General features: G+C 67.7%; 20 protein-coding genes. 14 read left to right on the top strand and 6 right to left on the bottom strand.

Annotated elements, in window-relative coordinates:
• Window positions 1-19 precede the first annotated feature (19 nt).
• The 3 genes from BAMB_RS22585 (at window position 20) to BAMB_RS22575 (ending at window position 2826) form a co-directional block, all read left to right on the top strand.
• Window positions 20-844 (top strand): OmpW/AlkL family protein, encoded by an 825-nt coding sequence (locus tag BAMB_RS22585; protein WP_011659486.1) that lies wholly within the window; start codon window positions 20-22, stop codon window positions 842-844.
• Between the two features lie 123 nt (window positions 845-967).
• Window positions 968-1471, top strand: coding sequence for a hypothetical protein (locus BAMB_RS22580; protein ID WP_011659485.1), 504 nt, complete (start codon window positions 968-970; stop codon window positions 1469-1471).
• A 230-nt stretch (window positions 1472-1701) separates the two neighbouring features.
• Window positions 1702-2826 carry a hypothetical protein gene (locus tag BAMB_RS22575; protein ID WP_011659484.1) on the top strand — a complete coding sequence of 375 codons (1125 nt, stop codon included), beginning with the start codon at window positions 1702-1704 and terminating at the stop codon, window positions 2824-2826.
• Between the two features lie 81 nt (window positions 2827-2907).
• On the opposite strand, the gene betA is transcribed toward BAMB_RS22575, so the two are convergent.
• From betA to betI, 3 genes are read right to left on the bottom strand one after another with little or no spacing between them, the layout of a single operon-like run.
• The gene (betA, locus tag BAMB_RS22570; RefSeq protein ID WP_011659483.1) at window positions 2908-4608 is read right to left on the bottom strand and encodes a choline dehydrogenase; all 1701 of its coding nucleotides are present in this window, start codon (window positions 4606-4608) and stop codon (window positions 2908-2910) included.
• A 22-nt stretch (window positions 4609-4630) separates the two neighbouring features.
• Window positions 4631-6100, bottom strand: coding sequence for a betaine-aldehyde dehydrogenase (betB, locus tag BAMB_RS22565; RefSeq protein ID WP_011659482.1), 1470 nt, complete (start codon window positions 6098-6100; stop codon window positions 4631-4633).
• A gap of 31 nt (window positions 6101-6131) precedes the next feature.
• Window positions 6132-6716, bottom strand: a complete 585-nt coding sequence (gene betI, locus BAMB_RS22560; RefSeq protein ID WP_011659481.1) for a transcriptional regulator BetI — start codon at window positions 6714-6716, stop codon at window positions 6132-6134.
• Between the two features lie 723 nt (window positions 6717-7439).
• Between betI and BAMB_RS22555 the strand changes: the two genes are divergently transcribed.
• The 8 genes from BAMB_RS22555 (at window position 7440) to fdhA (ending at window position 17291) form a co-directional block, all read left to right on the top strand.
• Window positions 7440-8342: an alpha/beta fold hydrolase gene (locus BAMB_RS22555; protein ID WP_011659480.1), complete on the top strand. Its 903-nt coding sequence runs from the start codon at window positions 7440-7442 to the stop codon at window positions 8340-8342.
• Between the two features lie 51 nt (window positions 8343-8393).
• Window positions 8394-8963 (top strand): methyltransferase family protein, encoded by a 570-nt coding sequence (locus BAMB_RS22550; RefSeq protein WP_011659479.1) that lies wholly within the window; start codon window positions 8394-8396, stop codon window positions 8961-8963.
• 19 nt (window positions 8964-8982) lie between these two features.
• The gene (locus BAMB_RS22545; protein ID WP_011659478.1) at window positions 8983-10266 is read left to right on the top strand and encodes a glycosyltransferase; all 1284 of its coding nucleotides are present in this window, start codon (window positions 8983-8985) and stop codon (window positions 10264-10266) included.
• Window positions 10263-11855, top strand: coding sequence for a DHA2 family efflux MFS transporter permease subunit (locus BAMB_RS22540; RefSeq protein ID WP_011659477.1), 1593 nt, complete (start codon window positions 10263-10265; stop codon window positions 11853-11855). The genes BAMB_RS22545 and BAMB_RS22540 overlap by 4 nt, the downstream gene beginning before the upstream one ends.
• Window positions 11856-11865: 10 nt before the next feature.
• Window positions 11866-12804, top strand: a complete 939-nt coding sequence (locus tag BAMB_RS22535) for a glycosyltransferase family 2 protein (protein WP_011659476.1) — start codon at window positions 11866-11868, stop codon at window positions 12802-12804.
• A 20-nt stretch (window positions 12805-12824) separates the two neighbouring features.
• Window positions 12825-14630, top strand: a complete 1806-nt coding sequence (locus tag BAMB_RS22530) for an efflux transporter outer membrane subunit (RefSeq protein WP_041491685.1) — start codon at window positions 12825-12827, stop codon at window positions 14628-14630.
• Window positions 14630-15820 carry an HlyD/EmrA/EmrK family protein gene (locus BAMB_RS22525; RefSeq protein WP_011659474.1) on the top strand — a complete coding sequence of 397 codons (1191 nt, stop codon included), beginning with the start codon at window positions 14630-14632 and terminating at the stop codon, window positions 15818-15820. The genes BAMB_RS22530 and BAMB_RS22525 overlap by 1 nt, the downstream gene beginning before the upstream one ends.
• Before the next feature lie 274 nt (window positions 15821-16094).
• Entirely contained in the window at window positions 16095-17291 is a 1197-nt protein-coding gene (fdhA, locus tag BAMB_RS22520; protein WP_006755768.1) for a formaldehyde dehydrogenase, glutathione-independent, read from the top strand.
• A 78-nt stretch (window positions 17292-17369) separates the two neighbouring features.
• Here fdhA and BAMB_RS22515 read toward each other — a convergent pair whose 3' ends face one another.
• Complete coding sequence (locus tag BAMB_RS22515; protein WP_011659473.1) at window positions 17370-18209, bottom strand: hypothetical protein; 840 nt, start codon at window positions 18207-18209, stop codon at window positions 17370-17372.
• A 7-nt stretch (window positions 18210-18216) separates the two neighbouring features.
• Window positions 18217-19635 carry an aminotransferase-like domain-containing protein gene (locus BAMB_RS22510; protein WP_011659472.1) on the bottom strand — a complete coding sequence of 473 codons (1419 nt, stop codon included), beginning with the start codon at window positions 19633-19635 and terminating at the stop codon, window positions 18217-18219.
• 285 nt (window positions 19636-19920) lie between these two features.
• Here BAMB_RS22510 and BAMB_RS22505 point away from each other — a divergent pair, with 285 nt between their 5' ends.
• Window positions 19921-21333 (top strand): discoidin domain-containing protein, encoded by a 1413-nt coding sequence (locus BAMB_RS22505; protein WP_011659471.1) that lies wholly within the window; start codon window positions 19921-19923, stop codon window positions 21331-21333.
• A gap of 55 nt (window positions 21334-21388) precedes the next feature.
• On the opposite strand, the gene BAMB_RS22500 is transcribed toward BAMB_RS22505, so the two are convergent.
• Window positions 21389-22411 carry a GlxA family transcriptional regulator gene (locus tag BAMB_RS22500; protein WP_011659470.1) on the bottom strand — a complete coding sequence of 341 codons (1023 nt, stop codon included), beginning with the start codon at window positions 22409-22411 and terminating at the stop codon, window positions 21389-21391.
• Between the two features lie 447 nt (window positions 22412-22858).
• Between BAMB_RS22500 and BAMB_RS22495 the strand changes: the two genes are divergently transcribed.
• Both BAMB_RS22495 and BAMB_RS22490 read left to right on the top strand, forming a co-directional pair.
• Window positions 22859-24133, top strand: a complete 1275-nt coding sequence (locus BAMB_RS22495) for a serine hydroxymethyltransferase (protein WP_011659469.1) — start codon at window positions 22859-22861, stop codon at window positions 24131-24133.
• A 42-nt stretch (window positions 24134-24175) separates the two neighbouring features.
• On the top strand, window positions 24176-25147 hold the full coding sequence (locus BAMB_RS22490) for a dipeptidase (RefSeq protein WP_006749549.1): 972 nt from the start codon (window positions 24176-24178) through the stop codon (window positions 25145-25147).
• Window positions 25148-25266: the final 119 nt, after the last annotated feature.

Here is a 25266-nt window from a genome sequence, read left to right as displayed (position 1 = left end):
GAACGAGGGGGAAGGTTTCATGAAGAAGCTGATTGTCGCGGGTGTCGTCGCAGGCGTGTCGACGCTCGCATCGGCCCAGCAGGCGGGCGACAACGTCGCGACGCTGGGCTGGCTGCACATCATGCCGCAGGATTCGACCAACGGGCTGACGACGAATCTCGCGAACATGCCGATCAACGGGCCGCTGCGGCTGCCCGGTTCATTCACGTCGCCGGGCACGAGCCTGACGGTCAACAACGCCGATACGGTCGGCCTCACGCTCACGCACTTCTTCACCGACCACATCGCGGTGACGTCGGTGCTCGGCGTGCCGCCCGAGTTCACGCTGACCGGACACGGCGTGATCCGGCCGCCCGGCCCGGCCGGCTCGCTCGGCAGCGTCGACATGGACAAGACGTCGAACCAGCCGGCCGTGAAGAATGCGCGGCAGTGGAGCCCGACGATCATTCTGCAGTACTACTTCAATGCACCGACCGCGAAGTTCCGTCCGTTCGTCGGGATCGGTGTGGCCTACAGCTGGTTCAGCAACATCGAACTGAACGGCAACTTCGCGAAGGACATCAACGAGAACCTCGGCAGCGTGCTCGCGGCCGGCGCCGGCAAGCCGGGGCCGACGTCGGTGGAGGGCAAGGCGTCATCGTCGTTCACGCCGGTCTACAACGTCGGCGCGAGCTATGCGATCGACAAGCACTGGGGGCTCACGGCGACGCTGACCTACATGCCGCTGAAGACCTACTCGTCGCTCGTGATCAAGGCGGCCGACGGATCGACGCTCGCGACCACGCGCACGCGGCTGAAGGCCGATCCGCTGATCACGTTCGTCGGCATTTCCTACAAGTTCTGAGCCGTGCGGCACGCGTCACGCGTGCCGGCGGCTTCCTGCGACCGAGCGGCCGGAGCGATCCGGCCGGGACGTCGCGTTCCTGGCGGCATGCCGCCATTTGTGAAGAGAGAGGGGGCAGTTCAAATGAGCATTCGCAAAATCGTATCGCTTGTTGCTGCAGTGGCATTCACCGCGGTTTCGGCCGCGCCTGCTTTCGCCGTCACCGTGTCGCGCGCCGACGGTCAGGCCATGAACCCCAACGGGGAGCCGTTCTCCGCGACGGGCCTTACGGCCCTGGCCAAGGGGTCGATCAACGCGACCTGCAACGCGACGTTCAACGGCACGATCTCGTCGACGGGCATCGTCAACATCACGTCGACGACGTTCACGGGCGGCGCGACGTGCGGCCTGATCAGCGGCAGCGCGACCAGCGCGTCGCCGTGGACCGGGCAGGCCGACAGTACGACGCAGCTGTCGATCAACAACGTGAAGGTGAACGTCACGCTGCTCGGCACGTGCGGGCCGAGCAAGGTCGTGACGACGTGGAACGATCCGAACTCGTCGCTGACGTTCAACAATGCCGTGCTGACACCGGACTGTACGGTCGGCGGCACGGTCGTCACGTCGCCGAAGTTCCACGTGCAGTAAGCGTCGCGTGATCGAGGCCGGGCGCCCGCCATCGACGAGGGCCGTGCAAGGATGCGCGGCGGGCGTTCCGGTTTCGAGTTGCGTTCGTGTCGTCGCGCGTATCGGCGCGGCGACCGGCTGGCTGCCTGCGTCGCGATCCGACGCGGGCGGCCTTATCAGGGGCCGGTGCGACGCACCGTGCCGCCTGCTTCGACCGAACCCGAATCAACACAACCATTCCGATTCGCCACATGCTCACCGACCCAGCGAAGTATGGCGCTGCCCGCGGTGCGACGCCTGACCGGCTGCGCACGGCCGCGTGGCTGCAGTATCTGATCGAACATCTGTCCGAAGCGACTTGCGTGGCGGCGGCCGACGACGACGGCGCGACTGACGTTCCGCCGTCGTCGCCCCCGGCACGCGTGCGTGCGGGCTTGAACCTGTCGCACGAAGCGATCGCCGTCCTGCATGCGCTCGCGCCGTGGATGGCAACGGACGGCGGCGGTTGCGCATGCGAGGCGAGCGATCCGCCCGGCGCATGCATGCACGTGCCCGACGCGCGGCAGCTCGCGTACGCGGAGCGATGCTGCCCGGGATCGCGCGCGGTATTCGAAGCCGCGCATGGCTTCGTCGATGCGTGGACCTTCGACGATCCCGGCGACGGCTGGGCCGCGCTCGAGCGGATTGCCCGTGGCGCCGAGCGAGGCAGCGACGATGCCGACGAGCAGGACGCACGAGCGCGACCCGAGAACGGCGAAGCGCCGAGCCCGAAGAACCTGAGAGAACGACACGCGGCCGTCGCGGCGGCGTGCGTCGAGCCGTCGGCCCGGCCGGGAGACGTCATCGACGCGATCGTGCTGCGCGTGTGCGGGCCGCGCGACGATGCCGCGTGCATCGACGAGATGGCCGCGCTCGCGCTGTTCTGCGCGGAGCTGGCCGCCGGTAAGGGGATTTCCTTTGCCGCATACGGCGGTCAGCACAATCTCGTCGCGCGCGCGATTCGCGAACGCCGCGGCGATCTTGCGTCGGTGGACGGTTTGCTCGCGGCGGTGTCCGCGTGCCGGCTCGATTGGCTCGTCGGTGCGGGCAGCTTCTGGGCGTACTACCTGCTGGCGGGCATCGTGATCGCGGCGCCGGACACGGTGCGCGAATTCGCGCGTCGCTTTCACGGCGACGCGTGGCAGGCGTGGCTCGATGAAACGCTGGCGTGGCCGGCGGTCGGCCGCTTCGGGCGGAAGGAGGAGGTCGCGTTCGAGCATTTGCGCGGCGCGATGAGCCTGACGTCGCGCGCGAATCCGATCGTGCGCGCGAAACGCGTGCGGCCGAGGCGGGCGGCCATCACGCGGTTCAGGACGGGCGCCGGGCGCGCCGAATGAAAAACGGCTCGCGACGAGAACGCCGCGAGCCGTGCATGTTGCTGCCGCCACCGCTGTGCGCGGGGCGGGGTGCTGGTGCGATTACACCGTTTCCGGCTGCCGCACCGCCTTCGCGACATTGCGCGCCATCGCTCCGTTCGCGACGAAGTAAGGCACGTCGACACGCGCGAGCGGCTGGCGGCCACGGATCTTGTCGGCGATCTTCTCCGCGATCATGATCGTCGGCGCGTTCAGGTTGCCGGTCGTGATGATCGGCATGATCGACGCATCGACGACGCGCAGCCCTTCCAGCCCATGCACGCGACCTTCCTCGTCGACCACGGCCATGTCGTCGTAGCCCATCTTGCACGAGCACGACGGATGGAACGCGGTTTCCGCGCGGGCCCGCACGAACGTGTCGAGCTCCTTGTCGGACTTGCAGTCGGCGCCCGGGTTCAGCTCGCGGCCGCGATAGCGGTCGAGCGCGGGCTGCCGCATGATCTCGCGCGTCGCGCGGATCGCATCGCGGAACTCGCGCCAGTCGAGCGCTTCGGCCATGTAGTTGAACAGGATGCTCGGGTGCGCGTTCGGATCGCGCGAGCGCAGCTTCACGCGGCCGCGGCTCGGCGAACGCATCGACCCGACGTGCGCCTGGAAGCCGTGCATCTCGATCGCGTTCGAGCCGTTGTAGTTGATCGCAACGGGCAGGAAGTGATACTGGATGTTCGGCCACGGATCGTCGTCGCGCGTGCGGATGAAGCCGCCCGCCTCGAAGTGGTTGCTCGCGCCGAGGCCCGTGCCGTTCAGCATCCATTCGAGGCCGATCTTCGGCTGGTTCCACCACTTGAGCGCCGGATACAGCGACACCGGCTCCTTGCACTCGTACTGGATGTACATCTCCAGGTGATCCTGCAGGTTCTGGCCGACGCCGGGCAGGTCGAGCACGATCGGGATGTCGAGTTCCTTCAGCCATGCGCCGGGGCCGACGCCCGAGCGTTGCAGCAGTTGCGGCGACGCGATCGCGCCGCTGCACACGAGGACCTCGCGGCGCGCGTGCGCACTCGCGCGCTCGCTGCCGCGCAGGTACGTGACGCCCGACGCGCGCTTGCCGTCGAACAGGATGCGGTCGGCGAGCGCGTGCGTGACGATCTCGAGGTTCGGCCGCCCCTTCGCCTGGTCGAGGTAGCCGCGCGCGGTGCTGGCGCGGCGGCCCTTCGGCGTGACGGTGCGGTCCATCGGGCCGAAGCCTTCCTGCTGATAGCCGTTCAGGTCGTCGGTGCGCGGATAGCCGGCCTGCACGCCCGCATCGACCATCGCCTCGAACAGCGGGTTCGCGCCCGGCTTGCTGGTCGTGACCGACACGGGGCCGTTGCCGCCGTGATAGTCGTTCGGGCCGACGTCGCGCGTCTCGGCCTTCTTGAAGTACGGCAGGCAGTCGAGATAGGTCCAGTTCTCGAGCCCCTTGTGCGTCGACCAGTTGTCGTAGTCGAGCGCGTTGCCGCGGATGTAGCACATCCCATTGATCAGCGACGAGCCGCCGAGCCCCTTGCCGCGGCCGCATTCCATCCGGCGGTTGTCCATGTGCGGCTCGGGGTCGGTCTCGTAGGCCCAGTTGTAGCGACGGCCCTGCAGCGGATAGGCGAGCGCCGCCGGCATCTGCGTGCGGAAGTCGAAGCGGTAGTCGGGGCCGCCCGCTTCGAGCAGCAGCACCGTGACGTTCGGATCTTCCGTCAGGCGCGTCGCGAGCACGTTGCCCGCGGAACCGGCGCCGCAGATGATGTAGTCGTATTCGCGTGTCGTCATGACGGGGTATCTCCTATCGTTCTCAAAACACCGGGTTGTAGCGGCCAAGCTCGACCTGTACCGACTTGATTCGAGTGTAGTGTTCGAGCGTCGTGATGCCGTTCTCGCGTCCGACACCGGATTGCTTGTATCCGCCAACCGGCATCTCGGCCGGCGATTCGCCCCACGTATTGATCCAGCAGATGCCGGCTTCGAGGCGATGGATCGTGCGGTGCGCGCGCGACAGGTTCTCGGTCACGACGCCGGCCGCGAGGCCGTAGTGCGTGTCGTTCGCGCGGGCGATCACTTCGTCCTCCGATTCGAAATCGAGGATGCTCATCACCGGCCCGAAAATCTCTTCGCGCACGATCTTCATGTCGTCGCGGCAGTCGCCGAACACGGTCGGCGCGACGTACTGGCCGCTGGCGAAGTGACCGTCGGTCAGGCGCGTGCCGCCGGCGAGCAGCTTCGCGCCTTCGGCCTTGCCGCTGTCGATGAAGCCGAGCACCTTGTCGAGCTGCGCGGCCGACACGAGCGGGCCGAAGTTGGTGGCGGCATCGGTCGGCTTGCCGACGCGAATCCGCTTCACGCGTTCGAGCACGCGCTGCGTGAATGCGTCCTTGACCGAGCGGTGCACGAACACGCGCGTGCCGTTGGTGCAGACCTGGCCCGAGCTGAAGAAGTTGGCGGTCACCGCGATGTCGGCCGCGCGGTCGAGATCGGCATCCTCGAACACGATCAGCGGCGACTTGCCGCCGAGCTCCATCGTCACTTCCTTCAGCGACGACGCGCCGGCCAGCGACATCACCTTCTTGCCGGTCTCGACGCCGCCGGTGAACGACACCTTCGCGATGTCCGGGTGACCGGTGAGCAGTGCGCCGACCGAGCCGTCGCCCTGCACGACATTGAACACGCCGGCCGGCACGCCGGCTTCCGTATAGATTTCCGCGAGCTTCAGCGCGGTGAGCGGCGTGACCTCGCTGGGCTTGAACACCATCGCGTTGCCGGCCGCGAGCGCGGGCGCCGTCTTCCAGCATGCGATCTGGATCGGGTAGTTCCATGCGCCGATGCCCGCGCACACGCCGAGCGGCTCGCGGCGCGTATAGACGAACGACTCGGCGCGCAGCGGCACCTGCAGCCCTTCGATCGCGGTCGCGAGGCCCGCGTAGTACTCGATCACGTCCGCGCCGGTGACGATGTCGACCGCGAGCGTCTCGCCGATCGGCTTGCCGGTGTCGCGCGTCTCGATGGCCGCGAGCTCGTCGTTGCGCTCGCGCAGCAGGTCGACCGCGCGGCGCAGGATCCGCGAGCGCTGCATCGCGGTCATCGCGGCCCATTCGCGCTGGCCTTCCCGCGCCGACGCGACCGCGCGGTCGACGTCGGCCGCGCTCGCCTGCTGCACCTGCGCGAGCAGTTCGCCGGTGGCGGGATCGAAGGTGTCGAAAGTCTTGCCGCTGGTGGCGTCGACGTAACCGCCGCCGATGTAGAGGCGCTGCAAACCGTATACGGACATGAGGATCTCCTTGAGGGCGACTGCCTGCGCGTCAGTCGGACGCGAGCAGCAGGTCGATGTAATCGTGGGCGAGCTTCAATGCAGCCCGGGTGTCGATCGGGCCGCCGGCGAGGGCGCCGCGCAGCCACAGGCCGTCGATCAGCGCGGCGAGGCCGCTGGCGGCTTGCCGTGCTTTCGCGCGCGGCAGCGCCTTCGCGAATTCCGCGCACAGGTTCGAATGGAGGCGCCGCGTGTTGACGTGCTGCAGGCGCTTGAGCATCGCGTCGTGCATGCTCTGCGACCAGAATGCGAGCCAGGTCTTCATCACGGGCGCGCTGACCTGCGTGTCGTCGAAGTTCGCGGCGACGATCGCGCGCAGCCGCGAACGCGGATCCTTGCGTGCGGCGACGCGACGTTGCGTGGTGGCCGCCCACAGATCGCGCAGCACGTGCCGCATCGTGGCTTCGAGCAGGCCGTCCTTGTCGCCGAAGTAGTGGCTGACGATGCCCGTCGAGATGTTCGCGCGCTGCGCGACCGAGGCGAGCGTCGTGCCGGGCAGGCCGGCTTCGTCGATCGAGCGCAGCGTGGCGTCGATCAACTGTGCGCGGCGTATCTCCCGCATTCCGACTTTCGGCATCGCGCACTCCTTTCGCCCGGACGGGCCCGTTCCTGGAAGTCGAAAGCTTAGCGGTTTTTTATTGATCGTTCAATCAATAAAAAAGCGGGGTCGGACGGCGAATCGGGTGTCGGAGGCCGGAAACCGACGGCGTCGCCGGGATTGTGCGGATGCGGAAAAACGAGTTGAAAGAAGGTTAAATAACTTTAAGTTTGTTTAAAACGGATCGGGAAAAGCTGATGCAATAGTTTCGGCTGTTTCCGAATCCGATTTATTACACGTCGAAAGAATGTCGAGCTATGTGAGAACGGTTTTGGATTCGGAAATTTGAATTGCCGACGAAGAGGCTCGCACTTTCCGGAAATTCGTTTAAATCAAGCGATTTAAACGATTTATGTAGTTGAATGTAAAGGATATTGTTCGTCGCGCGGCGCATCTGGTGACGCCCTCGCAAACGATTGCGATATCCTTTCGTCCGATTCCTCCTACCATAAAAAATGCTGAAAAAATTTGAATCGCTTGTATTCCCGGGTGGAGTAGAGGGAATCGTTGGGGTGACTTGAGTAAGCAATATTGCCCGTATTAGGATGGCGCCGCATCACAAGGAATGAATCGGCGCCGCGGGTATTTTCCGCGGTGCGTCGGCAATGGGCGCGGTCAACGGCCGGAACACGGTCGGCGCCAGCCATTGCGCACCTGCAGCATGCCGCGACGCCGAGACGCCGCATCCACCGGAGAACGACGATGCCGACCGAAAAACACGTGGTCCCGCTGCCGAATGGTCTGAAGGTCTACGTCGAACGGAACGTGTTCGATCCGTCATTCGACACGGCGATGCTCGTCAACGGCGCGCTCGCGACGACCGCGTCGTTCGGCCAGACCGTCCAGTATCTCGGCGAGCGGATGAACACGATCTGCTTCGACCTGCCGTACGCCGGGCAGTCGCGCCAGCACAACCCCGGCTGCTTCATCCTGACGAAGGACGACGAGGCCGCGATCCTCCAGCATCTGGTCGAGCACTTCGCGCCCGCGTTCCTCGTGTCGGTGTCGTGGGGCGGCGTCGCGTCGCTGTTCGCGCTCGCGCGCGGGTGCCCGAGCGTGCGGCGCGCGGCGATCTGTTCGTTCTCGCCGTTCCTGAACGACGCGATGGTCGACTACGTGACGCGCGCCCGCGACCACATCGCGGCCGGCGAGAACCTGAAGGCCGCGCAGCTGCTGAACGACACGGTCGGCCGCTACCTGCCGCGCATCATGAAGCTGTACAACTACCGCTACCTGACGCGCCTGCCGCGCGACGAGCAGGATCAGGTCGCGTTCCACGTCGACCAGATCCTGTCGCTGCAGCCGGAGCGTTACCTGAGCGAGTTCTCGAACATCGGCGCCGAACTGCTGTTCGTGAACGGCGAGCGCGACGAATACACGACGCCGGCCGACGTCCGCCAGCTCGCCGCGCACGTGCCGCGTGCGCGCTTCGGGACGATTCCCGACGCCGGTCATTTCCTCGACATCGAAGGCCGCGCGCAGCGCGAGGCCACGCGTGCCGCGCTGCTCGGCTTCTTCTGCGACGCGCCGCCCGTTGCCGCGGGCGTCGGGCTCGGCGCCGCTCACCCGTGCGTGTCCGCGCCGATGCCGGCCATGTCGTCGTGACGCGGCACGCCGCGCGCATCCGAATTTTCATCCACACGAGGCAGGCCAGCCGTGAATATCGTTCAGACCATCGCCATCGTCGTTCCGTGGGCCGCATGGCTCGCCTACTGGATCATGACGTCGCAGGCCGTGAAGACGACCGTGCGCAAGGAGGCGTCGCGCTCGCGCACGCTGCAGTCGATTCCGCTGATCGTCGGCGGCGCGCTGATCATCCTGCCCGACCTGACCCTGCGCGCGTGGGTGCCGGACTGGCACCGCTTCGGCCTGCAGGCCCAGTGCGGGCTCGCGGTGCTGATCGCGGGGCTGCTGTTCTCGGTGTGGGCGCGGCTGCATCTCGGCACGAACTGGAGCGTGTCCGTCACGCTGAAGGAGAACCACGAGCTCGTGCGCACCGGCCCGTATGGCCTCGTGCGTCATCCGATCTACACCGGCTGCCTGATCGCGCTGGTGGGCGCCGCGCTGATCGGCGGCGAGTGGCGCGGCGCATTCGGCGTCGCGCTGGTGTTCGCGTCGCTCGCGTACAAGGTACGCGTCGAGGAGAGCTGGCTGACCGGTCATTTCGGGCCGGCGTACGCGCAGTACCGTCGCGAAGTCGCGGCGCTGATCCCGGGTTTCTACTGATCTTTCCGCGAGGCGCGCGATGGCGAAGATGATCGTGACCGCGATCGGCTCGGCGGGCGACGTGCATCCGCTGCTCGGCGTCGCGCGCGCGCTCGCGATGCGCGGCCACGAGGTCGTGTTCTGCACGCATCCGCCGTTCGAGGCGACCGTGCGCCGCTGCGGGTTCGCGTTCGTGCCGGTCGGCACCGCGGCCGAGTACGAGGCCGCGATGGCGAACCCGGCGCTGTGGGATCCGCGCACGTCGTTTCGCACGCTGTGGCAGGTGATCGCCCCCGTGCTGCGCCCGCATTACGACGCGCTGCGCGCGCTGACCGATCGCGACACCGTGCTGGTCGGCACGCTGTGGGCGTTTTCCGCGCGCTTCATGCAGGAGCGGCACGGCACGCCGTATGTGTCGGTGCAGGTGTCGCCGTCGACGCTGCTGTCCGCGCACGTGCCGCCGACGCATCCGCGCCTGACGATTCCCGCGCGCTGGCCGCTGCCGGTGAAGGCGGCGCTGATGACGCTGATCGAGCGGCAGGTGCTCGATCGCGTGTGCGGGCCGGCGCTCGATGCGGTGCGTCGCGACCTCGGGCTCGCGCCCGCGCGGCGCGTGCTGGGCCGCTGGCTGCATTCGACCGATGGCGTGCTGTGCCTGTTTCCCGACTGGTTCGCGTCGGCGCAGCGCGACTGGCCGGCCCGTCTTCTGCAAAGCGGCTTCCCGCTGTTCAACGACGTCGCGACGCCCGACGACGATCCCGCACTCGACGCGTTTCTCGCGGCCGGCGAGCCGCCCGTGGTGTTTACGGCCGGGTCGACGCTCGTCGATCACGCCGCGTATGCGCGTGCGGTTGCCGATGCGATGCGCGCGACCGGCGCGCGCGGCATCCTGCTAAGCCCGCACGATGCGGCACCGGACGGCGACCGGCTGCTGGTGCGCCGCTTCGTGCCGATGCGCACGTTGCTGCCGCGCTGCCGCGCACTCGTGCATCACGGCGGGATCGGCACCGCGGCGCTCGCGTTCGAAGCCGGCATCCCGCAGGTCGTGACGCCGTTCGCGCACGACCAGTTCGACAATGCGCAGCGCGTCGCGACGAGCGGTGCCGGCATACGCATCGACGCGCCGGTCGACGGCGCGCGGCTCGGTGCGGCGCTCATGCGCGTACTGAACGAGCCCGAATTCGCGGTGTATGCGGAGCGCGCGCGGGCGCTGATCAACGCCGCGCCGGACGGCTGCGAGACGGCTGCCGATTTCATCGAGCGCCTGGCACCGAAACGCGGCCTCGCGATCTCGCCGGCCGCGGTCGCGATGGCGGGCGCATGAGCACGGCATCGTCGATTCAGCATGCATCGGCGCCCGCCGCTTTCGACGCGGTCGCGGCGGCGCCTGCCGCGGCACCGGTGCGTGGCGCCCGGCTCGCGCTCCTGACGTTCGCGCTGTCGCTCGCGACCTTCATCGAAGTGCTCGACTCGACCGTGACGAACGTCGCGGTGCCGGCAATCTCCGGCAGTCTCGGTGTGTCGAACAGCCAGGGCACGTGGGTGATCAGCTCGTATTCGGTCGCGGCCGCGATCGCGGTGCCGCTGACCGGCTGGCTCGCGCGCCGCGTCGGCGAGCGGCGGCTGTTCATCGGCGCGGTGCTGCTGTTCACGCTGACGTCGCTGCTGTGCGGGCTCGCACGCGACCTGCACGTGCTGGTGGTCTGCCGCGCATTGCAGGGGCTGTGCTCGGGGCCGATGGTGCCGCTGTCGCAGACGATCCTGCTGCGCACCTTCCCGCCGGACAAGCGCACCGTCGCGCTCGCGCTGTGGGCGATGACGGTGCTGCTTGCGCCGATCTTCGGGCCGGTGGTCGGCGGCTGGATCGTGGACAGCTTCTCGTGGCCGTGGATCTTCCTGATCAATCTGCCGATCGGGCTGTTCTCGTTCGCCGTGTGCACCGCGATGCTGCGCCCCGACGCGCAGCGCGGCGCGGCCGGCCCGATCGACGTGCCGGGCATCGTGCTGCTCGTGATCGGCGTCGGCTCGCTGCAGGCGATGCTGGATCTCGGTCACGACAAGGGCTGGTTCGATTCGCCGCTGATCGTCACGCTCGCGGTGGTTGCCGGGCTTGCGATCGTGTCGCTGCTGATCTGGGAGGCGGGCGAAGCGCATCCGGTCGTCGACCTGAGCCTGTTTCGCGACCGCACGTTTTCGTTCTGTGTGCTGATCATCTCGCTCGGGATGATCAGCTTCTCGGTGGTGGGCGTCGTGTTTCCGCTGTGGATGCAGGCGGTGATGGGCTACAACGCGTTTCACGCGGGCCTCGCCACCGCCTCGCTCGGCGTGCTCGCGCTCGTGTTCTCGATTCTCGTCGGCCTGCATGCGCACCGCTTCGATGCACGCGTGCTCGCGACGTTCGGCTTCCTCGTGTTCGCGGCCGTGCTCGCGTGGGACGCGCATTTCACGCTGAAGATGACATTCGCGCAGATCGCCGCGCCCGGGCTGATCCAGGGGATCGGGCTGCCGTGCTTCTTCATTCCGCTGACGGCCGCGACGCTGTCGCGCATTCCGGACGACCGGCTCGCGGCCGCGTCGAGCCTGTCGAACTTCCTGCGCACGCTGTCCGCCGCGTTCGGCACCGCGATGAGCGTGACGCTGTGGGACAACCGCGCGACCTATCACTACGACGTCGTGTCGCAATCGGTCACGCACGCATCGACGAACACGCAGCGCTTCGTGCACACGCTGAACGGGATGGGCGTGGATGGCGTGCGCGAGCTATCCACGCTGCACCAGGTCGTGATGCAGCAGGCGTACATGATGGCGACGGGCGACATGTTCTGGATGGCGAGCATGACCTGCATCGTGCTCGCCGCGATGATGTGGCTGACGCGGCCGAAGCGCGGCGCCGCGGTTTCGCTCGGACATTGAGGAGAGGGGCATGACGACACTCGGCGCACTCGTGATCCTGTATCACCCGACCGACGCGCAGCTCGCGGCGCTCGACGCGTGGCGGCACGCGTGCGACGCGCTGCTGGTCGTCGACAACACGCCGCAGTCCGATATGCGCGCCCGCGAGCTGTGCGCGCGCGACGGCATCGCGCTGCTGCATCACGGCAACTGCGGCGGCGTCGCCGGCGCGTACAACGCGGGGCTCGCGGCGCTGTTTCGGCGGAACGTCGATGCCGTTGCGCTGTTCGACCAGGATTCGTCGGTGCCGGCCGGTTACTTCGCGACGATGCGCGACGTGTGCTCGGCGCTCGCGGGGCGCGCCTTCCTCGCCGGCCCGCGCATCTTCGACGAGAACGCGCGCAGCTTCCTGCCCGAACTCGCGACGAACGGGATCTCGCTGCGCCGGCTGCGCGTCGCGCCCGACGCGCCGCTGCAGCGCTGCGCGTTCCTGATCTCGTCGGGCTGCGTCGTGTCGCGCGCCGCGTTCGACCTGCTCGGCCGCTTCGACGAGACGCTGTTCATCGATCACGTCGACACCGAGTACAGCTTCCGCGCGCTCGCGCGCAACGTGCCGCTCTATGTCGTGCCGTCGCTGGTGCTGAAGCACCGGATCGGCGCGAAGCAGCGGCATGCATTCGGCCCTTTCGAAATGACGTCGATGAATCACTCGTGGCAACGGCGCTACTACAGCGCGCGCAATGCGGTGCAGCTCGGGATGCAGTACGGGCTGCGCTTTCCGGTGGCGATGGTGCCGAACCTGCTGACCGCGTGGCAGGTCGTGCAGATCGCGCTCGTCGAGCGCGACAAGCGCGCCAAGCTCGCCGGCATCCTGTACGGCATCGCGGACGGCCTGCTCGGCCGGCTCGGTCCGCTCGAGCGTGCGCGGCCGCGTCTGGCCGCACGCGCGCAGCGCGTCCAGCAGGGTTGAGGGAAGCGATGGAACGCATCATGAAAGCGCCGCGACCGGCGCGGGCGCGCGGCGCGCAGGGCGGCTGGACGATGCTCGCGGCGGCCGCGCTGCTGGCGCTGGGCGGTTGCGTGCCGTCGGGGTTCCTGCCGTCGCTGTCGCTGCGCGCACCGGCTGGCGACGCGCTCGCGCACACCGCGGGCCCCGGCGTGGACGGCGCGTGGCCCGCACCCGACTGGGTGAAGCAACTGCAGGATCCGCAGCTCGACGAACTGGTGGCGGAGGCGTCGCGGAACAATCCCGACCTGCAGGTCGCGCAAGCGCGGCTGCGGATCGCGCAGGCGCAGCTTCGGCAATTCGATTCGCTGACGGGGCTGACCGGCACGGCCGGCGCGACGGTCAGCCGCGCGCGGATGCCGAAGCCGGGCGACGTCGCCGACGTGTCCGTCGGCGGCTATCGTGTGCCGGTCGAGATCTTCGGCGATCCGGTCGTGTCGCCGTCGTCGATATTCGTCGGGCTGACCTACCAGCTCGACCTGTGGGGCAGGAACCGCGCGGCGACGAAGAGCCTGATGTCGCTGCGCGACGCGACCGGCGTCGAGGCCGAGCAGGTTCGGCTCACGCTCGCGGTCGCGATCGTCACCGTGTATTGCCAGCTCGACCAGGCGTACGCGGTGCGAGACCTGCTGCAGCAGAAGCTGAAGATCAGCCAGCGCGTGACGGCCGTGCTGCGCGAGCGCACCGCGCGCGGCCTCGACAACGCGTACGACGCGAGCGACGCGTCGATCAAGCGCACGCGCCTGCTCGAACAGATGGCGCTGAACGACGAGCAGATCAAGCTCGCGCAATTGCAGCTCGGCGTGCTGTCCGGTCGCGGGCCCGAGCGTGGGCTCTCGCTGCAGCGGCCGCGCGTCGGCGCGTTCCCCGGCGGCGCGTTGCCCGCGCGGCTGCCGGCCGACCTGCTCGGCCGCCGGCCCGACATCGTCGCCGCGCGCCTGCGTGTCGAAGCCGCGTTCGCGAATGCCGATTCGACGCGCGCGCAGTTCTATCCGGACGTGAATCTCGTCGCGCTCGGCGGCGTGTTCGCGCTGACGCCCGCGTCGCTGTTCTCGCGTGACGCGATCGCCGGCTCCGTCGGCCCAGCGATCTCGCTGCCGGTGTTCGATCGCGGCCGGTTGAAGGCGAAGCTCGGTGCGGACGTCGCGCAGGCCGACGTCGCGATCGGCCTGTACAACAAGACCGTCGACGACGCGCTCGGGCAGGTCGCACAGATCGTCACGTCGCTGCAGACCGCGCAGACGCTCGTCGCGCAGCAGCAGGACGCCGTCGCCGCCGCGCAGAAGATCGTGCAGATCGCGGCCGACCGCCATCGGCGCGGCGTGCTGATGCAGAAGGACGTCGATGTCGCGGACCTCACGCTGATCGACGAGCGCGCGCAGCTGATCGCGTTGCTCGGGCGGCAGCGGACGCTGCGCGTCGGGCTGGTCGGCGCGCTCGGCGGCGGGTTCGATGCGAGCGCGGCGATGGCGTCGGCATCGACGTCGACGTCACCGGTCGCGACACGTACCGCGCAAGGCGCGCGGTCGAAGCGCGGCGCGATGACGAACGCGGCCGCTCGCAACGCGACGAACGCCGGCACGGAAGCGCGTCGCGCGGCCACGTCCGCCAACGGCGCCGCGCCTATCGACCCGTCGGCGGCGCTCGTGACACCACGCAGTGCGGCAGCCGATAGCGCGATCGTGAGCACCGGCACGCGCAGCGCGGCACGCATCGTCTCGTCCGACCCGCGCGTGAGCGCGATCCCCCAGTTCCAGCATGACCGCCTGATCGTTACGCAAAGCGACTGATGCACCACGACAACCTTCATACCGCCGCGCAGCCGGCCGCACTGAACGACCCGGCACTCGACGCGCGCCGGGCGACCCGCCGCAAGCGCTTCACGCTGTTCTTCGCGGTCGTGCTGCTGGCCGCGCTCGTGTGGATCGCGTTCTGGCTGCTGCACGACCGCTATGTCGAGGACACCGACGACGCATACGTTGCGGGCAGCATCGTGCAGGTCGCCGCGCAGATCCCGGGCGCGGTGACCGACGTGCTGGTCGCCGATACGCAGCCCGTGCGCGCCGGGCAGCCGCTCGTGCGGCTCGACGACACCGAAGCGTCCGTCGCCTTCGCGCAGGCGAAGGCGCAGCTCGTGCAGGCCGTGCGGCAGGTCGCGAACGCGAAGATCTCGAACACGATGTACGTGGAAGCCGTGAACGCGCGCCAGGCCGACCTGTCGCTCGCGCAGCGCGCGCTCGCCGCGCGTTCGGGCGCATCGGTCGAGATCGTCGCGCCGGAGGAACTGGCGCGCGCCCACGCGGCGGTCGCCGGCGCCCAGGCAAACCTCGCGGCCGCGCAGGCGCAGCTCGAAGCGGCGCGGGCGCTCGGCAGCAAGCTGCCGGTCGACGAAAGCCCGGCCGTCGTGCAGGCGGCCGCGCAGTTCCGGCTCGCGTACCGGAACCTGAAGCGCACGACGATCGTCGCGCCGGTCGACGGCACGGTCGGCCAGCGTTCGGTGCAGGTTGGCCAGCAGGTCGGGCCCGGCGTGCCGCTGATGTCGATCGTGCAGCTGAACCGGCTGTGGATCGAAGCGAACTTCAAGGAAGGGCAGATTCGCCACATGCGCATCGGCCAGCCGGTCGACGTGGTGTCGGACCTGTACGGCTCGCGGGTCGTCTATCGCGGCCGCGTGCAGGGCTTCTCGGCGGGCACCGGCAGCGCGTTCTCGATGCTGCCGTCGCAGAACGCGGCCGGCAACTGGATCAAGGTCGTGCAGCGGGTGCCGGTCGTGATCGCGATCGATCCCCGCGACCTGGCCGCGCATCCGCTCAGGGTCGGGTTGTCGATGCGCGCGACCGTCGATACGCGCAACCGCGACGGCCACGCGCTCGACAGCGAGCCGCCGACGCCGGCCGTCAGCACGCGCGTGCACGACGGCGTCGCGAGCGACGCGCAAGCGGCTGCCACCGCGATCATCCGCGAGAACCAGGGCGGATAACGCGCGCCCGGCCGGCGGGGCGGCCCGCCGCGATCGCTCGAACCGGCCGGCCCCTGCGGCCCGCGCGCTCCGCGTCTTCCTTGTTACTGCCTTCCGGCCGCTTTCCGGCCCGACTTTCGCGTTTGCGCCATCGATGTCGGCACCGATCAAACGCATGTCGGGTTTGAGACATCGGCGCCCCCGCCTCCGGGACTACTCTCGAACAGCACGTTGCGTAAGCGCCGCACCCGCCGGCGTGCCGCAGCGCCATCCAACGAGACATGGAGACAATACGATGAGCAGCAATCGAGGTGTCGTCTATCTTGGCCCGGGCAAGGTCGAAGTACAGAAGATCGATTATCCGAAAATGGTCGATCCGACCGGCCGAGCGATCGGCCACGGTGTGATCCTGAAAGTGGTGAGCACGAACATCTGCGGTTCCGACCAGCACATGGTGCGCGGCCGCACGACCGCCCCGGTCGGCCTCGTGCTCGGTCACGAGATCACCGGCGAAGTGGTCGAGGTGGGCCGCGACGTCGAGACGCTGAAGCTCGGCGATCTCGTGTCGGTGCCGTTCAACGTCGCGTGCGGCCGCTGCGCGATGTGCAAGGACACGCATACGGGCGTATGCCTGAACGTGAACCCGTCGCGTGCCGGCGGCGCATACGGCTACGTCGACATGGGCGGCTGGATCGGCGGCCAGGCCGAGTACGTGCTCGTGCCGTACGCGGACTTCAACCTGCTGAAATTCCCCGACCGCGATCAGGCAATGGCGAAGATTCGCGACCTGACCTGCCTGTCCGACATTCTGCCGACCGGTTATCACGGCGCGGTGAGCGCGGGCGTGAAGCCGGGCTCGACGGTCTATATCGCGGGCGCGGGCCCGGTCGGGATGGCGGCGGCCGCGTCGGCGCGCCTGCTGGGCGCGGCGGTGACCATCGTCGGCGACATGAACGAGGAACGCCTCGCGCATGCGCGGGCGATGGGCTTCGAGACGGTCGACCTGTCGAAGGACGCGTCGCTCGGCGAGCAGATCGAGCAGATTCTCGGCGTGCCGGAAATCGACTGCGCGGTCGACTGCGTCGGCTTCGAGGCGCACGGCCACGGTTCGTCGGGCCATTCCGAGGAAGCGCCCGCGACGGTGCTGAACTCGCTGATGGAAATCACGCGACCGGCCGGCGCGATCGGTATCCCGGGCCTGTACGTGACGGACGATCCGGGTGCGAAGGACAAGGCCGCGCAGCATGGCAGCCTGAGCATCCGCTTCGGCCTCGGCTGGGCGAAGTCGCACTCGTTCTTCACGGGCCAGACGCCGGTGCTGAAGTACAACCGCAACCTGATGCAGGCAATCCTGTTCGACCGTCTGCCGATCGCGAAGATCGTCAACGTCGAGGTGATCTCGCTCGACCAGGCGCCGGAAGGCTACAAGAAGTTCGACGGCGGCGCGCCGCGCAAATTCGTGATCGATCCGCACGGTTTGCTGGCGGCCTGACGCACGAACCAGGAAGCGCATGAAGCGGGCGGCACCGGAGACGGTGCCGCCCGTTGTCGCTGTGGGCGTGCGGCGCGCTTAGTGTCCGCGATAGACCCCGGCCAATTGGATTTCGGTCGGCGCGGCGCGGCGCCCGTGGCGTGTATGCACACTCACGCGATGGATCGCATGCGTGCGCCGGGCCGGGACGCCTTTCCAGTCGGCGACGCGGACGCCATTGCGCGCGTGTTGTGGCTCGCGAACCGGTGGCGCATGTCGCGCGAGTGTCGTGGTCGCGCGTGCGGTGGAGCGTGAGGTTGCGCGCCGGCTCGTATCGGCCACGCGCGGGGCCACGCGCGGCTGCTCGGCCGCGATCCGCGTGTCGTCGGCCGCGACCGGCGTCTCGTGTGCGGCGACCGGCTTATCGTCTGACTGATGAAACGCATAGACGGGCACGGGCACGACCGGCAACGTCGGCGCATCGGCGCCGTGCACGCCTGCATCGATCGTCGTCGCACCGGGCGTAGCCGGGCCGCGGCAGGCGGGGTCCGCCCGGCATGTCCGGTCGAACGTCACATAGCCGCCGACCATCAGCACGACGGTCAGGATGCTCAGCAGCGGCGCGCTGGACGGGCGCGGCCGCCGGATCGCAGCGCTGCGCACCGCGGCCGCGACGCGCGACGACCACGCCGGCACAGGCCGCTGCGTGTCGTGCGGGGGCGCGGCCTGCTCGGCATGTGCGTCGCCGCGCCGGTCGCGCAGCGGCGTGAACGGCCAGTCTCCCACACCGCAGACGGGGCACTGCTCGCTGGCGCGAAACGCCAGGAAGCCGCATTCGCGGCAGCGCTGGCTGACGGCACCGTGCGGCTCGGCACGCAGGTTCAGTGCGCCGCGCAGCGTGTCGCGGGTCCGCACATTCCGGTTGAGCAGGACTTGCATGGTGTTGCTACCTCGTCTGTCGTTGCCGCCCGGCGAGCGTCCCGATGGTCCGCATCGCGTCTTCGACGGCAGGGGTCCAGGGGCGGCCATAGTTCAGCCGGACATAACGGTGAAATGCGCCCGTCACGGAAAAGATCGGCCCGGGCGCGAGGCTGACGCCGTTGTCCATCGCGTCGTCGAACAACTGCATCGCGTCCACGTGCGGCGGCAATTCGATCCACAGGAAATACCCGCCGCGCGGTGCGTACACCTCCGTGTCGGGCGGAAAGTACGCGCGAACGGCGGCCAGCATCTGCGCCTGGTGCGCGGCCAGGTTGCGCCGGAGCCGGCGCAGGAAGCGGTCGTACGCGCCGTCGCGCAGGTAGCTCGATACGGCCATCTGCGCGGGCACGTCGGCGGCCGGCGCGCTTTCGTTCTTCACGTGGCTGATCTGTTCCACGTAGCGTCCGGCCGCGACCCAGCCGACCCGGAAACCGGGAGCGAGGCACTTCGAGAACGACCCACAATGCAGCACCAGCCCGCTATCGTCGTACAGTTTCGCGGGGCGCGTGGGCAACGGCCCGAAATGCAGTTCGCCGAACACGTCGTCCTCGATCAGCGGCACCTCGTGCGACGCGAGCAGGTCGATCAGCGCGCGCTTGCGCTCGTCGGACAGCGTCGCGCCGGTCGGGTTGTGAAGCGAGGTCATGAACCAGCACGCGCGCACCGGATGCGTGTCCAGCGCATCGGCGAGTGCGTCGAGATCGAGGCCGGCGCGCGGGTCGACCGGGATCTCGACGGTCTTCAGATGCAGCCGCTGCACGGCCTGCAACACCGCGGGGAAGGCCGGGCGTTCGATCGCGACGATGTCGCCGGGGCGCGTGAGTGCCTGCAGGCTCAGCGTCAGCGCTTCGGCCGCGCCGGTCGTGATGACGATCTCTTCCATCGGCAATGCGGCGCCCGCGTTCAGGTAGCGCATGGCGATCTGGCGGCGCAGCGCTTCGTGGCCCGGCGGCAGTCCCGCCAGCAGTTGCGCGCGGTCCATGTTGCGGGCCGCCGTGGCCGCATAGCGCCACAGGCTGCTCATCGGAAACAGTGAATAGCTGGCGAATGCCGAACCTAGCGGCACGATGTCGTCGCGCTTGAGCGAGTCCATCAAGCGGAACAGGGTGTCGTCGCCAGTCGGCGACGCGCCCGGCTTGCGTGGCGTGTCCTGGCTGGTACGTACTCGCTTGTCGTCGAGATCCGCGACGAAATACCCGGAACGCGCGCGCGCGACGATGAGGCCCTCGCTTTCGAGCGTGTAGTACGCGCGAAACACGGTGGAAGGACTCACACGATAGGCGCGGCACGCCGAGCGCACGGTCGGGATCCGCGCGCCGGCCGCGAGGTCGCCACGCCTGATCGAGTCCGCAATCGTCTGCGCGAGCGCCGCATATCGCTTCATGCCCGCCCTCCGGCCGACCGCGGCCGTCGATGAAAAAAAGAGTAGCACGTCATCCGCCGCGTTCAATCCCGCCCCACTCGTCGATCCGCATATTGCTGATCCGCACGTTTTCGACCGACTCTGATCCTTTTCTTCAGATCTGTGAGCAGGCATTCTGCGCAATCTTTGTTCCCGAAGCCTGGTCGATACGGAGTTCACTGCCCGCAGGGCGAATCCGCGACCCCCGCGCACCGCGAGCGGGACCTTGTCTACGGCGTCCTCACCCTTATCCCGGAAGTATTCAGCGTGAAATCGAAGTTCCTCGTCGCGGGCCTCGTGGCCGGCATCGCCCTCGACCTGTTCAGCGGCGCCGCCGCGGCCGCCTGCGTCAACAATCCGCCGGCTCAGTCCAATGCGTCGTTTCCCGGTGCACTGACCGGCAAGCTCGTCTATCACAGCTACGTTAAGTACGGCGACGGCACGAGCCAACTGTTTTTGTACGACTTTTCCGCCCGCACGCTCACGCAATTGAGCAAGAGCGGCTGGGGCATCACCGATCCGATGAACGGCGTGTTCAGCCCCGACGGCAAGTGGCTCGCGTTCATGGGGATCAGCAATGGCGCGTGGAACGTGTTCATGCTGCAGCTCGGCGCCGGCACGCCGCCCGTCAACCTGACGAACAGCAGCGGCGCGACCCGCAACGAGGATCCGAAGTTCGCAGCCGACGGCAAGACGCTCGTGTTCAAGCAGAACGGCGACGTGAAGCAGGGCACGCTGTCGTACACGAGCGCGGGCCCAGTGTTCACGTCGGTCGTGAGCCTGACGAACGCGCCGGCCGGCAGCGAATACTCGATGCCGTTCCTCGCGCCGGACGCGAGCGCCGTGTACTACGCGACGGGCACCGGCTCGAACATGGGGCTGATGAAGCGCACGATCGCGACCGGCGCCACGGCGGTATTCGATCATCCGGCCGGGCTGCAGACCTACTACCCGATCGTGCGCCGCGATGGCATGGTGTTCTACGCACGCTGGAAGGACAGCGGCGGCGCGGACCAGATCTACGCGAAGACCGCCGATCCGGCGTCGACGCCGAGCGCGCTGCCGATCAACGACTGCATGAGCAACAACTCGGACCCGGCACCGGTGAGCGGCACGAACTACGTGTTCTTCTCGTCGACGACGGCGGGCGGCTACCAGCTCTACGTGGGTGACGTGACGACCGGCCAGCGCTGGAGCCTGTCGCAATTCGGCGTGAACGCGGATACGACGAAGGCGAAGCTCGGCGCGAGCTACTACGGCGGCCCGGCGGCCGCGCAACCGACGCTGCTGTCGCAAGGACGTCCGGCCGCTGCATCGGCGAGCTACAACGCGTCGCTGACGCCGGACAAGGCATTCGACGGCAACACGACGAGCACGCGCTGGGATTCGCCGGAAGGCGCGGGCGTCGGTACGGAATGGATCTCCGTCGATCTCGGTGCGGTGAAGAAGGTCAGCAGCGTCGATCTCTACTGGGATGCGGGTGCGCTCGTCTACCAGATCCAGACGTCGAACGACAACGCGAACTGGACGACGGTCTATTCGACGAACAACGGCGTGTCGTACGGTCACGTTACGCTGCCGAACCTCAACGCGCAGGGACGCTACGTGCGGATGCTCGGTACGAAGCGGGCAACGCAGTGGGGTTATTCGCTCGATGAAATGCAGGTGTGGGGATCGTAAGTGCAAATGAAAAGCGGCCTTGAAGGCCGCTTTTTTTATTCGCGCCACGCCCACTTCACATATGAACCAGATGCGCCGGAAACGCCGCCCCCCCGCCCGTCACCCCCGCGAGCGGCGCGACCTGCTTGCGGCGTTCACGCGTCGGCGCGACGCCGAACGCGTCGCGATAGCTCTTGCTGAAGTGGCACGCCGACTGGAAGCCGCACGCCATCGTGATGTGCATGATCGACATGTCGGTCTGCAGCAGCAGCTCGCGCGCGCGGCGCAGCCGCAGCGTCAGGTAATAGTGGGTGGGCGTCATCCCGAGGTGCTCGCGGAACAGCCGCTGCAGCTGACGCTGCGACATGTTCGCAAGCCGCGCGAGCTCCTCGCGCGACAGCGGCTCCTCGATGTTGTTCTCCATCAGCGAGATCACTTCGAACAGCGACTTGTTCGCCGAGCCGAGCCGCGCGACGAGCGGCATCCGCTGCTGCGCGCTCGTGTCACGCACGTGTTCGACGATGAACTGTTCGGCGATCTGCGTGACGCGCGCGGTGCCCACGCGCGCGGCGATCAGGTTCAGCATCATGTCGAGCGGCGCGACGCCGCCCGTGCACGTGATGCGGTCGCGGTCGACCACGAACAATTCCTTCAGGAAGCGCGTGTCCGGAAACTCTTCCTTCAGCGCCGACATGTTTTCCCAATGGATCGCGCACGCGTACCCCGCGAGCAGCCCCGACTTCGCAAGTGCATAGGTGCCCGTGCACAGGCTGCCGAGCGGCAGCCCCATGCGCGCGAAGCGGCGCAGCGTCGACAGATGGGCGGACGTCGTCGCGCGCTGCACGTCCACGCCGCCGCACACGAAGACGATGTCCGGCTGCCCCACGCACTCGGCCGGCCCCGTGTCGACCGTGAGTCCGTTGCTCGCCGTGACCGGTCCGCCTTCCGGGCTGATCACCGACCAGCGGTAGAGCGGTTGCCCGCTCAGGTAGTTCGCCATCCGAAGCACCTCGATCGCATTGGTGAACGCGATCATCGTGAAATTCGGCAAAGGCATGAACGCGAAGTGGGACAGCGACGCTGTGCGGTCGGGGGACATGGGGGCGTTCCTAGAATCTCTAATAGCTTTTCGCCCGAAGGGCACGGATCGGGCTGCCGTATTGTGTGAGCGAGCGCAACAAGCGTGCCATACGGCTAAACCCTAGCTCCATACGTTGTATGGGCTTGACGTCCATGCTGCACTGCACCGTAAGCGGGCCGCGCTGCACCCCGGATGCACAGCGCAGGCACCGCCGAAGTGCTTGTGCAAAGCGAACGGCAAACGGCGGCGTGATCGCCCTTGCGGAAAAGCACGACCGGTCACTTGTACAAAACGGACGCGCATGGCGGAAAAGGCCAAGAACGCGTCTAAATTCATCAATCCGCCGAAAATCCGAACGACAAGAATAGAGCCGTCGGCAGCCTTGCACTGGATGCGCTGGAAACCCAGGTTTGGCGGGCCTCGAGCTTCGGTTTCACGCCCTTTATTCTTCGTCACGGACGCACTATGTCGAACACCCAGCCTTTCTTCTCGCAGCCCCTTGCCGAGCGCGACGCGCCGGTGCGCAGCGCCATCCTGAAGGAGCTCGAGCGCCAGCAGTCGCAGGTCGAGCTCATCGCGTCGGAAAACATCGTGTCGCGTGCGGTGCTGGAGGCGCAGGGTTCGGTGCTGACCAACAAGTATGCGGAAGGCTATCCGGGCAAGCGTTACTACGGCGGCTGCGAATTCGCGGACGAAGTCGAGGCGCTGGCGATCGAGCGCGTGAAGCAGATCTTCAACGCCGGCTACGCGAACGTGCAGCCGCACTCGGGCGCGCAGGCGAACGGCTCGGTGATGCTCGCGCTGGCGAAGCCGGGCGACACGGTGCTCGGCATGTCGCTGGACGCCGGCGGTCACCTGACGCACGGCGCGAAGCCGGCGCTGTCGGGCAAGTGGTTCAACGCGGTGCAGTACGGCGTGAACCGCGACACGCTGCGGATCGACTACGACCAGGTTGAAGAACTCGCGCACCAGCACAAGCCGAACCTGATCATCGCAGGCTTCTCGGCGTATCCGCGCGCACTGGACTTCGCTCGCTTTCGCGCGATCGCCGACAGCGTCGGCGCGAAGCTGATGGTCGACATGGCGCACATCGCGGGCGTGATCGCCGCCGGCCGCCATGCGAACCCGGTCGAGCACGCGCACGTCGTCACGTCGACCACGCACAAGACGCTGCGCGGCCCGCGCGGCGGCTTCGTGCTGACCAACGACGAAGACATCGCGAAGAAGATCAACTCGGCCGTGTTCCCCGGCCTGCAGGGCGGCCCGCTGATGCACGTGATCGCCGGCAAGGCCGTCGCGTTCGGCGAAGTGCTGCACGCGGACTTCAAGACCTACATCGATAACGTGCTCGCGAACGCGCAGGCGCTCGGCGAAGTGCTGAAGGCGGGCGGCGTGGATCTCGTCACCGGCGGCACCGACAACCACCTGCTGCTGGTCGACCTGCGCCCGAAGGGCCTGAAGGGCGCGCCGGTCGAGCAGGCGCTGGAGCGCGCGGGCATCACCTGCAACAAGAACGGCATTCCGTTCGACACCGAGAAGCCGACCGTCACGTCGGGCATCCGCCTCGGCACGCCGGCCGGCACGACGCGCGGCTTCGGCGTCGCGGAGTTCCGCGAGGTCGGCCGCCTGATTCTCGAAGTGTTCGACGCGCTGCGCGCGAACCCGGAAGGCGACGCCGCGACCGAACAGCGCGTGCGCCGCGAGATTTTCGCGCTTTGCGAGCGCTTCCCGATTTACTGATCGACGACCCCCACAAAAGCAAGACTGGAGCGAGAGGCAGATATGAGCACGCTGCATCAGGACAGCATCATCATCGACGGACTGAACATCTCGAAGTTCGAGAAGCCGGTGTTCGAAGACATGCGCCGTGGCGGCATCACGGCCGCGAACTGCACGGTATCGGTGTGGGAGAACTTCACCAAGACCGTCGACAACATCGGCGTGATGAAGCAGAAGATCCGCGAGAACAGCGAGCTGCTGACGCTCGTGCGTACCACGGACGACATCTTCCGCGCGAAGAAGGAAGGCAAGACCGGGATCATTCTCGGCTTCCAGAACGCGCACGCGTTCGAGGACAACCTTGGCTACATCGAGGCGTTCGCCGACATGGGCGTGCGCGTCGTGCAGCTTTGCTACAACACGCAGAACCTGGTCGGCACCGGCTGCTACGAGCGTGACGGCGGCCTGTCGGACTTCGGCCGCGAAGTGATCACCGAGATGAACCGCGTCGGCATCATGGTCGACCTGTCGCATGTGGGCGGCAACACGTCGTCGGAAGCGATCGCGTTCTCGAAGAAGCCGGTGTGCTATTCGCACTGCCTGCCGTCGGGCCTGAAGGAACATCCGCGCAACAAGAGCGACGCGCAACTGAAGGAAATCGCCGACGCCGGCGGCTTCGTCGGCGTGACGATGTTCGCACCGTTCCTGAAGCGGGGGATCGAGGCGAACATCGACGACTACATCGAGGCGATCGACTACGTCGTGAACCTGATCGGCGAAGACGCGGTCGGCATCGGCACGGACTTCACGCAGGATTTCGCGAAGGAATTCTTCGACATGCTGACGCATGACAAGGGCCGCTATCGCCAGCTGACGAACTTCGGCAAGGTGATCAACCCGGACGGCATCCGCACGATCGGCGAATTCCCGAACCTGACCGCGGCGATGGAACGCCACGGCTGGAAGGAGTCGCGCATCCGCAAGATCATGGGCGAGAACTGGGTACGCGTGTTCAAGGACGTGTGGGGCGCGTAAGCGCCTGCCCGCCCGAACCGCCTCCCGCGATTCAACACAAGAAAAATCGGGACGTGCCCGTGCAATTCGCGCGGGCACGCGGACGATGTCGCGCCTGAGCCGCGCGGCCAATTTTCCTC

The organism is Burkholderia ambifaria AMMD (assembly GCF_000203915.1).
Classification (GTDB): Bacteria; Pseudomonadota; Gammaproteobacteria; order Burkholderiales; family Burkholderiaceae; genus Burkholderia; species Burkholderia ambifaria.
This window is presented reverse-complemented; position numbering and strand designations above follow the sequence as displayed.

Bases quoted from the DNA above. Each gene is read 5' to 3' on its own strand.
- BAMB_RS22575 (WP_011659484.1), top strand. From the start codon at position 1,702: ATGCTCACCGACCCAGCGAAGTATGGCGCTGCCCGCGGTGCGACGCCT.
- BAMB_RS22545 (WP_011659478.1), top strand. From the start codon at position 8,983: ATGGCGAAGATGATCGTGACCGCGATCGGCTCGGCGGGCGACGTGCAT.
- BAMB_RS22525 (WP_011659474.1), top strand. From the start codon at position 14,630: ATGCACCACGACAACCTTCATACCGCCGCGCAGCCGGCCGCACTGAAC.
- BAMB_RS22490 (WP_006749549.1), top strand. From the start codon at position 24,176: ATGAGCACGCTGCATCAGGACAGCATCATCATCGACGGACTGAACATC.
- BAMB_RS22580 (WP_011659485.1), top strand. From the start codon at position 968: ATGAGCATTCGCAAAATCGTATCGCTTGTTGCTGCAGTGGCATTCACC.
- betI (WP_011659481.1), bottom strand. From the start codon at position 6,716: ATGCCGAAAGTCGGAATGCGGGAGATACGCCGCGCACAGTTGATCGAC.
- betA (WP_011659483.1), bottom strand. From the start codon at position 4,608: ATGACGACACGCGAATACGACTACATCATCTGCGGCGCCGGTTCCGCG.
- betB (WP_011659482.1), bottom strand. From the start codon at position 6,100: ATGTCCGTATACGGTTTGCAGCGCCTCTACATCGGCGGCGGTTACGTC.
- BAMB_RS22530 (WP_041491685.1), top strand. From the start codon at position 12,825: ATGAAAGCGCCGCGACCGGCGCGGGCGCGCGGCGCGCAGGGCGGCTGG.
- fdhA (WP_006755768.1), top strand. From the start codon at position 16,095: ATGAGCAGCAATCGAGGTGTCGTCTATCTTGGCCCGGGCAAGGTCGAA.
- BAMB_RS22555 (WP_011659480.1), top strand. From the start codon at position 7,440: ATGCCGACCGAAAAACACGTGGTCCCGCTGCCGAATGGTCTGAAGGTC.
- BAMB_RS22500 (WP_011659470.1), bottom strand. From the start codon at position 22,411: ATGTCCCCCGACCGCACAGCGTCGCTGTCCCACTTCGCGTTCATGCCT.
- BAMB_RS22515 (WP_011659473.1), bottom strand. From the start codon at position 18,209: ATGCAAGTCCTGCTCAACCGGAATGTGCGGACCCGCGACACGCTGCGC.
- BAMB_RS22540 (WP_011659477.1), top strand. From the start codon at position 10,263: ATGAGCACGGCATCGTCGATTCAGCATGCATCGGCGCCCGCCGCTTTC.
- BAMB_RS22535 (WP_011659476.1), top strand. From the start codon at position 11,866: ATGACGACACTCGGCGCACTCGTGATCCTGTATCACCCGACCGACGCG.
- BAMB_RS22495 (WP_011659469.1), top strand. From the start codon at position 22,859: ATGTCGAACACCCAGCCTTTCTTCTCGCAGCCCCTTGCCGAGCGCGAC.
- BAMB_RS22585 (WP_011659486.1), top strand. From the start codon at position 20: ATGAAGAAGCTGATTGTCGCGGGTGTCGTCGCAGGCGTGTCGACGCTC.
- BAMB_RS22510 (WP_011659472.1), bottom strand. From the start codon at position 19,635: ATGAAGCGATATGCGGCGCTCGCGCAGACGATTGCGGACTCGATCAGG.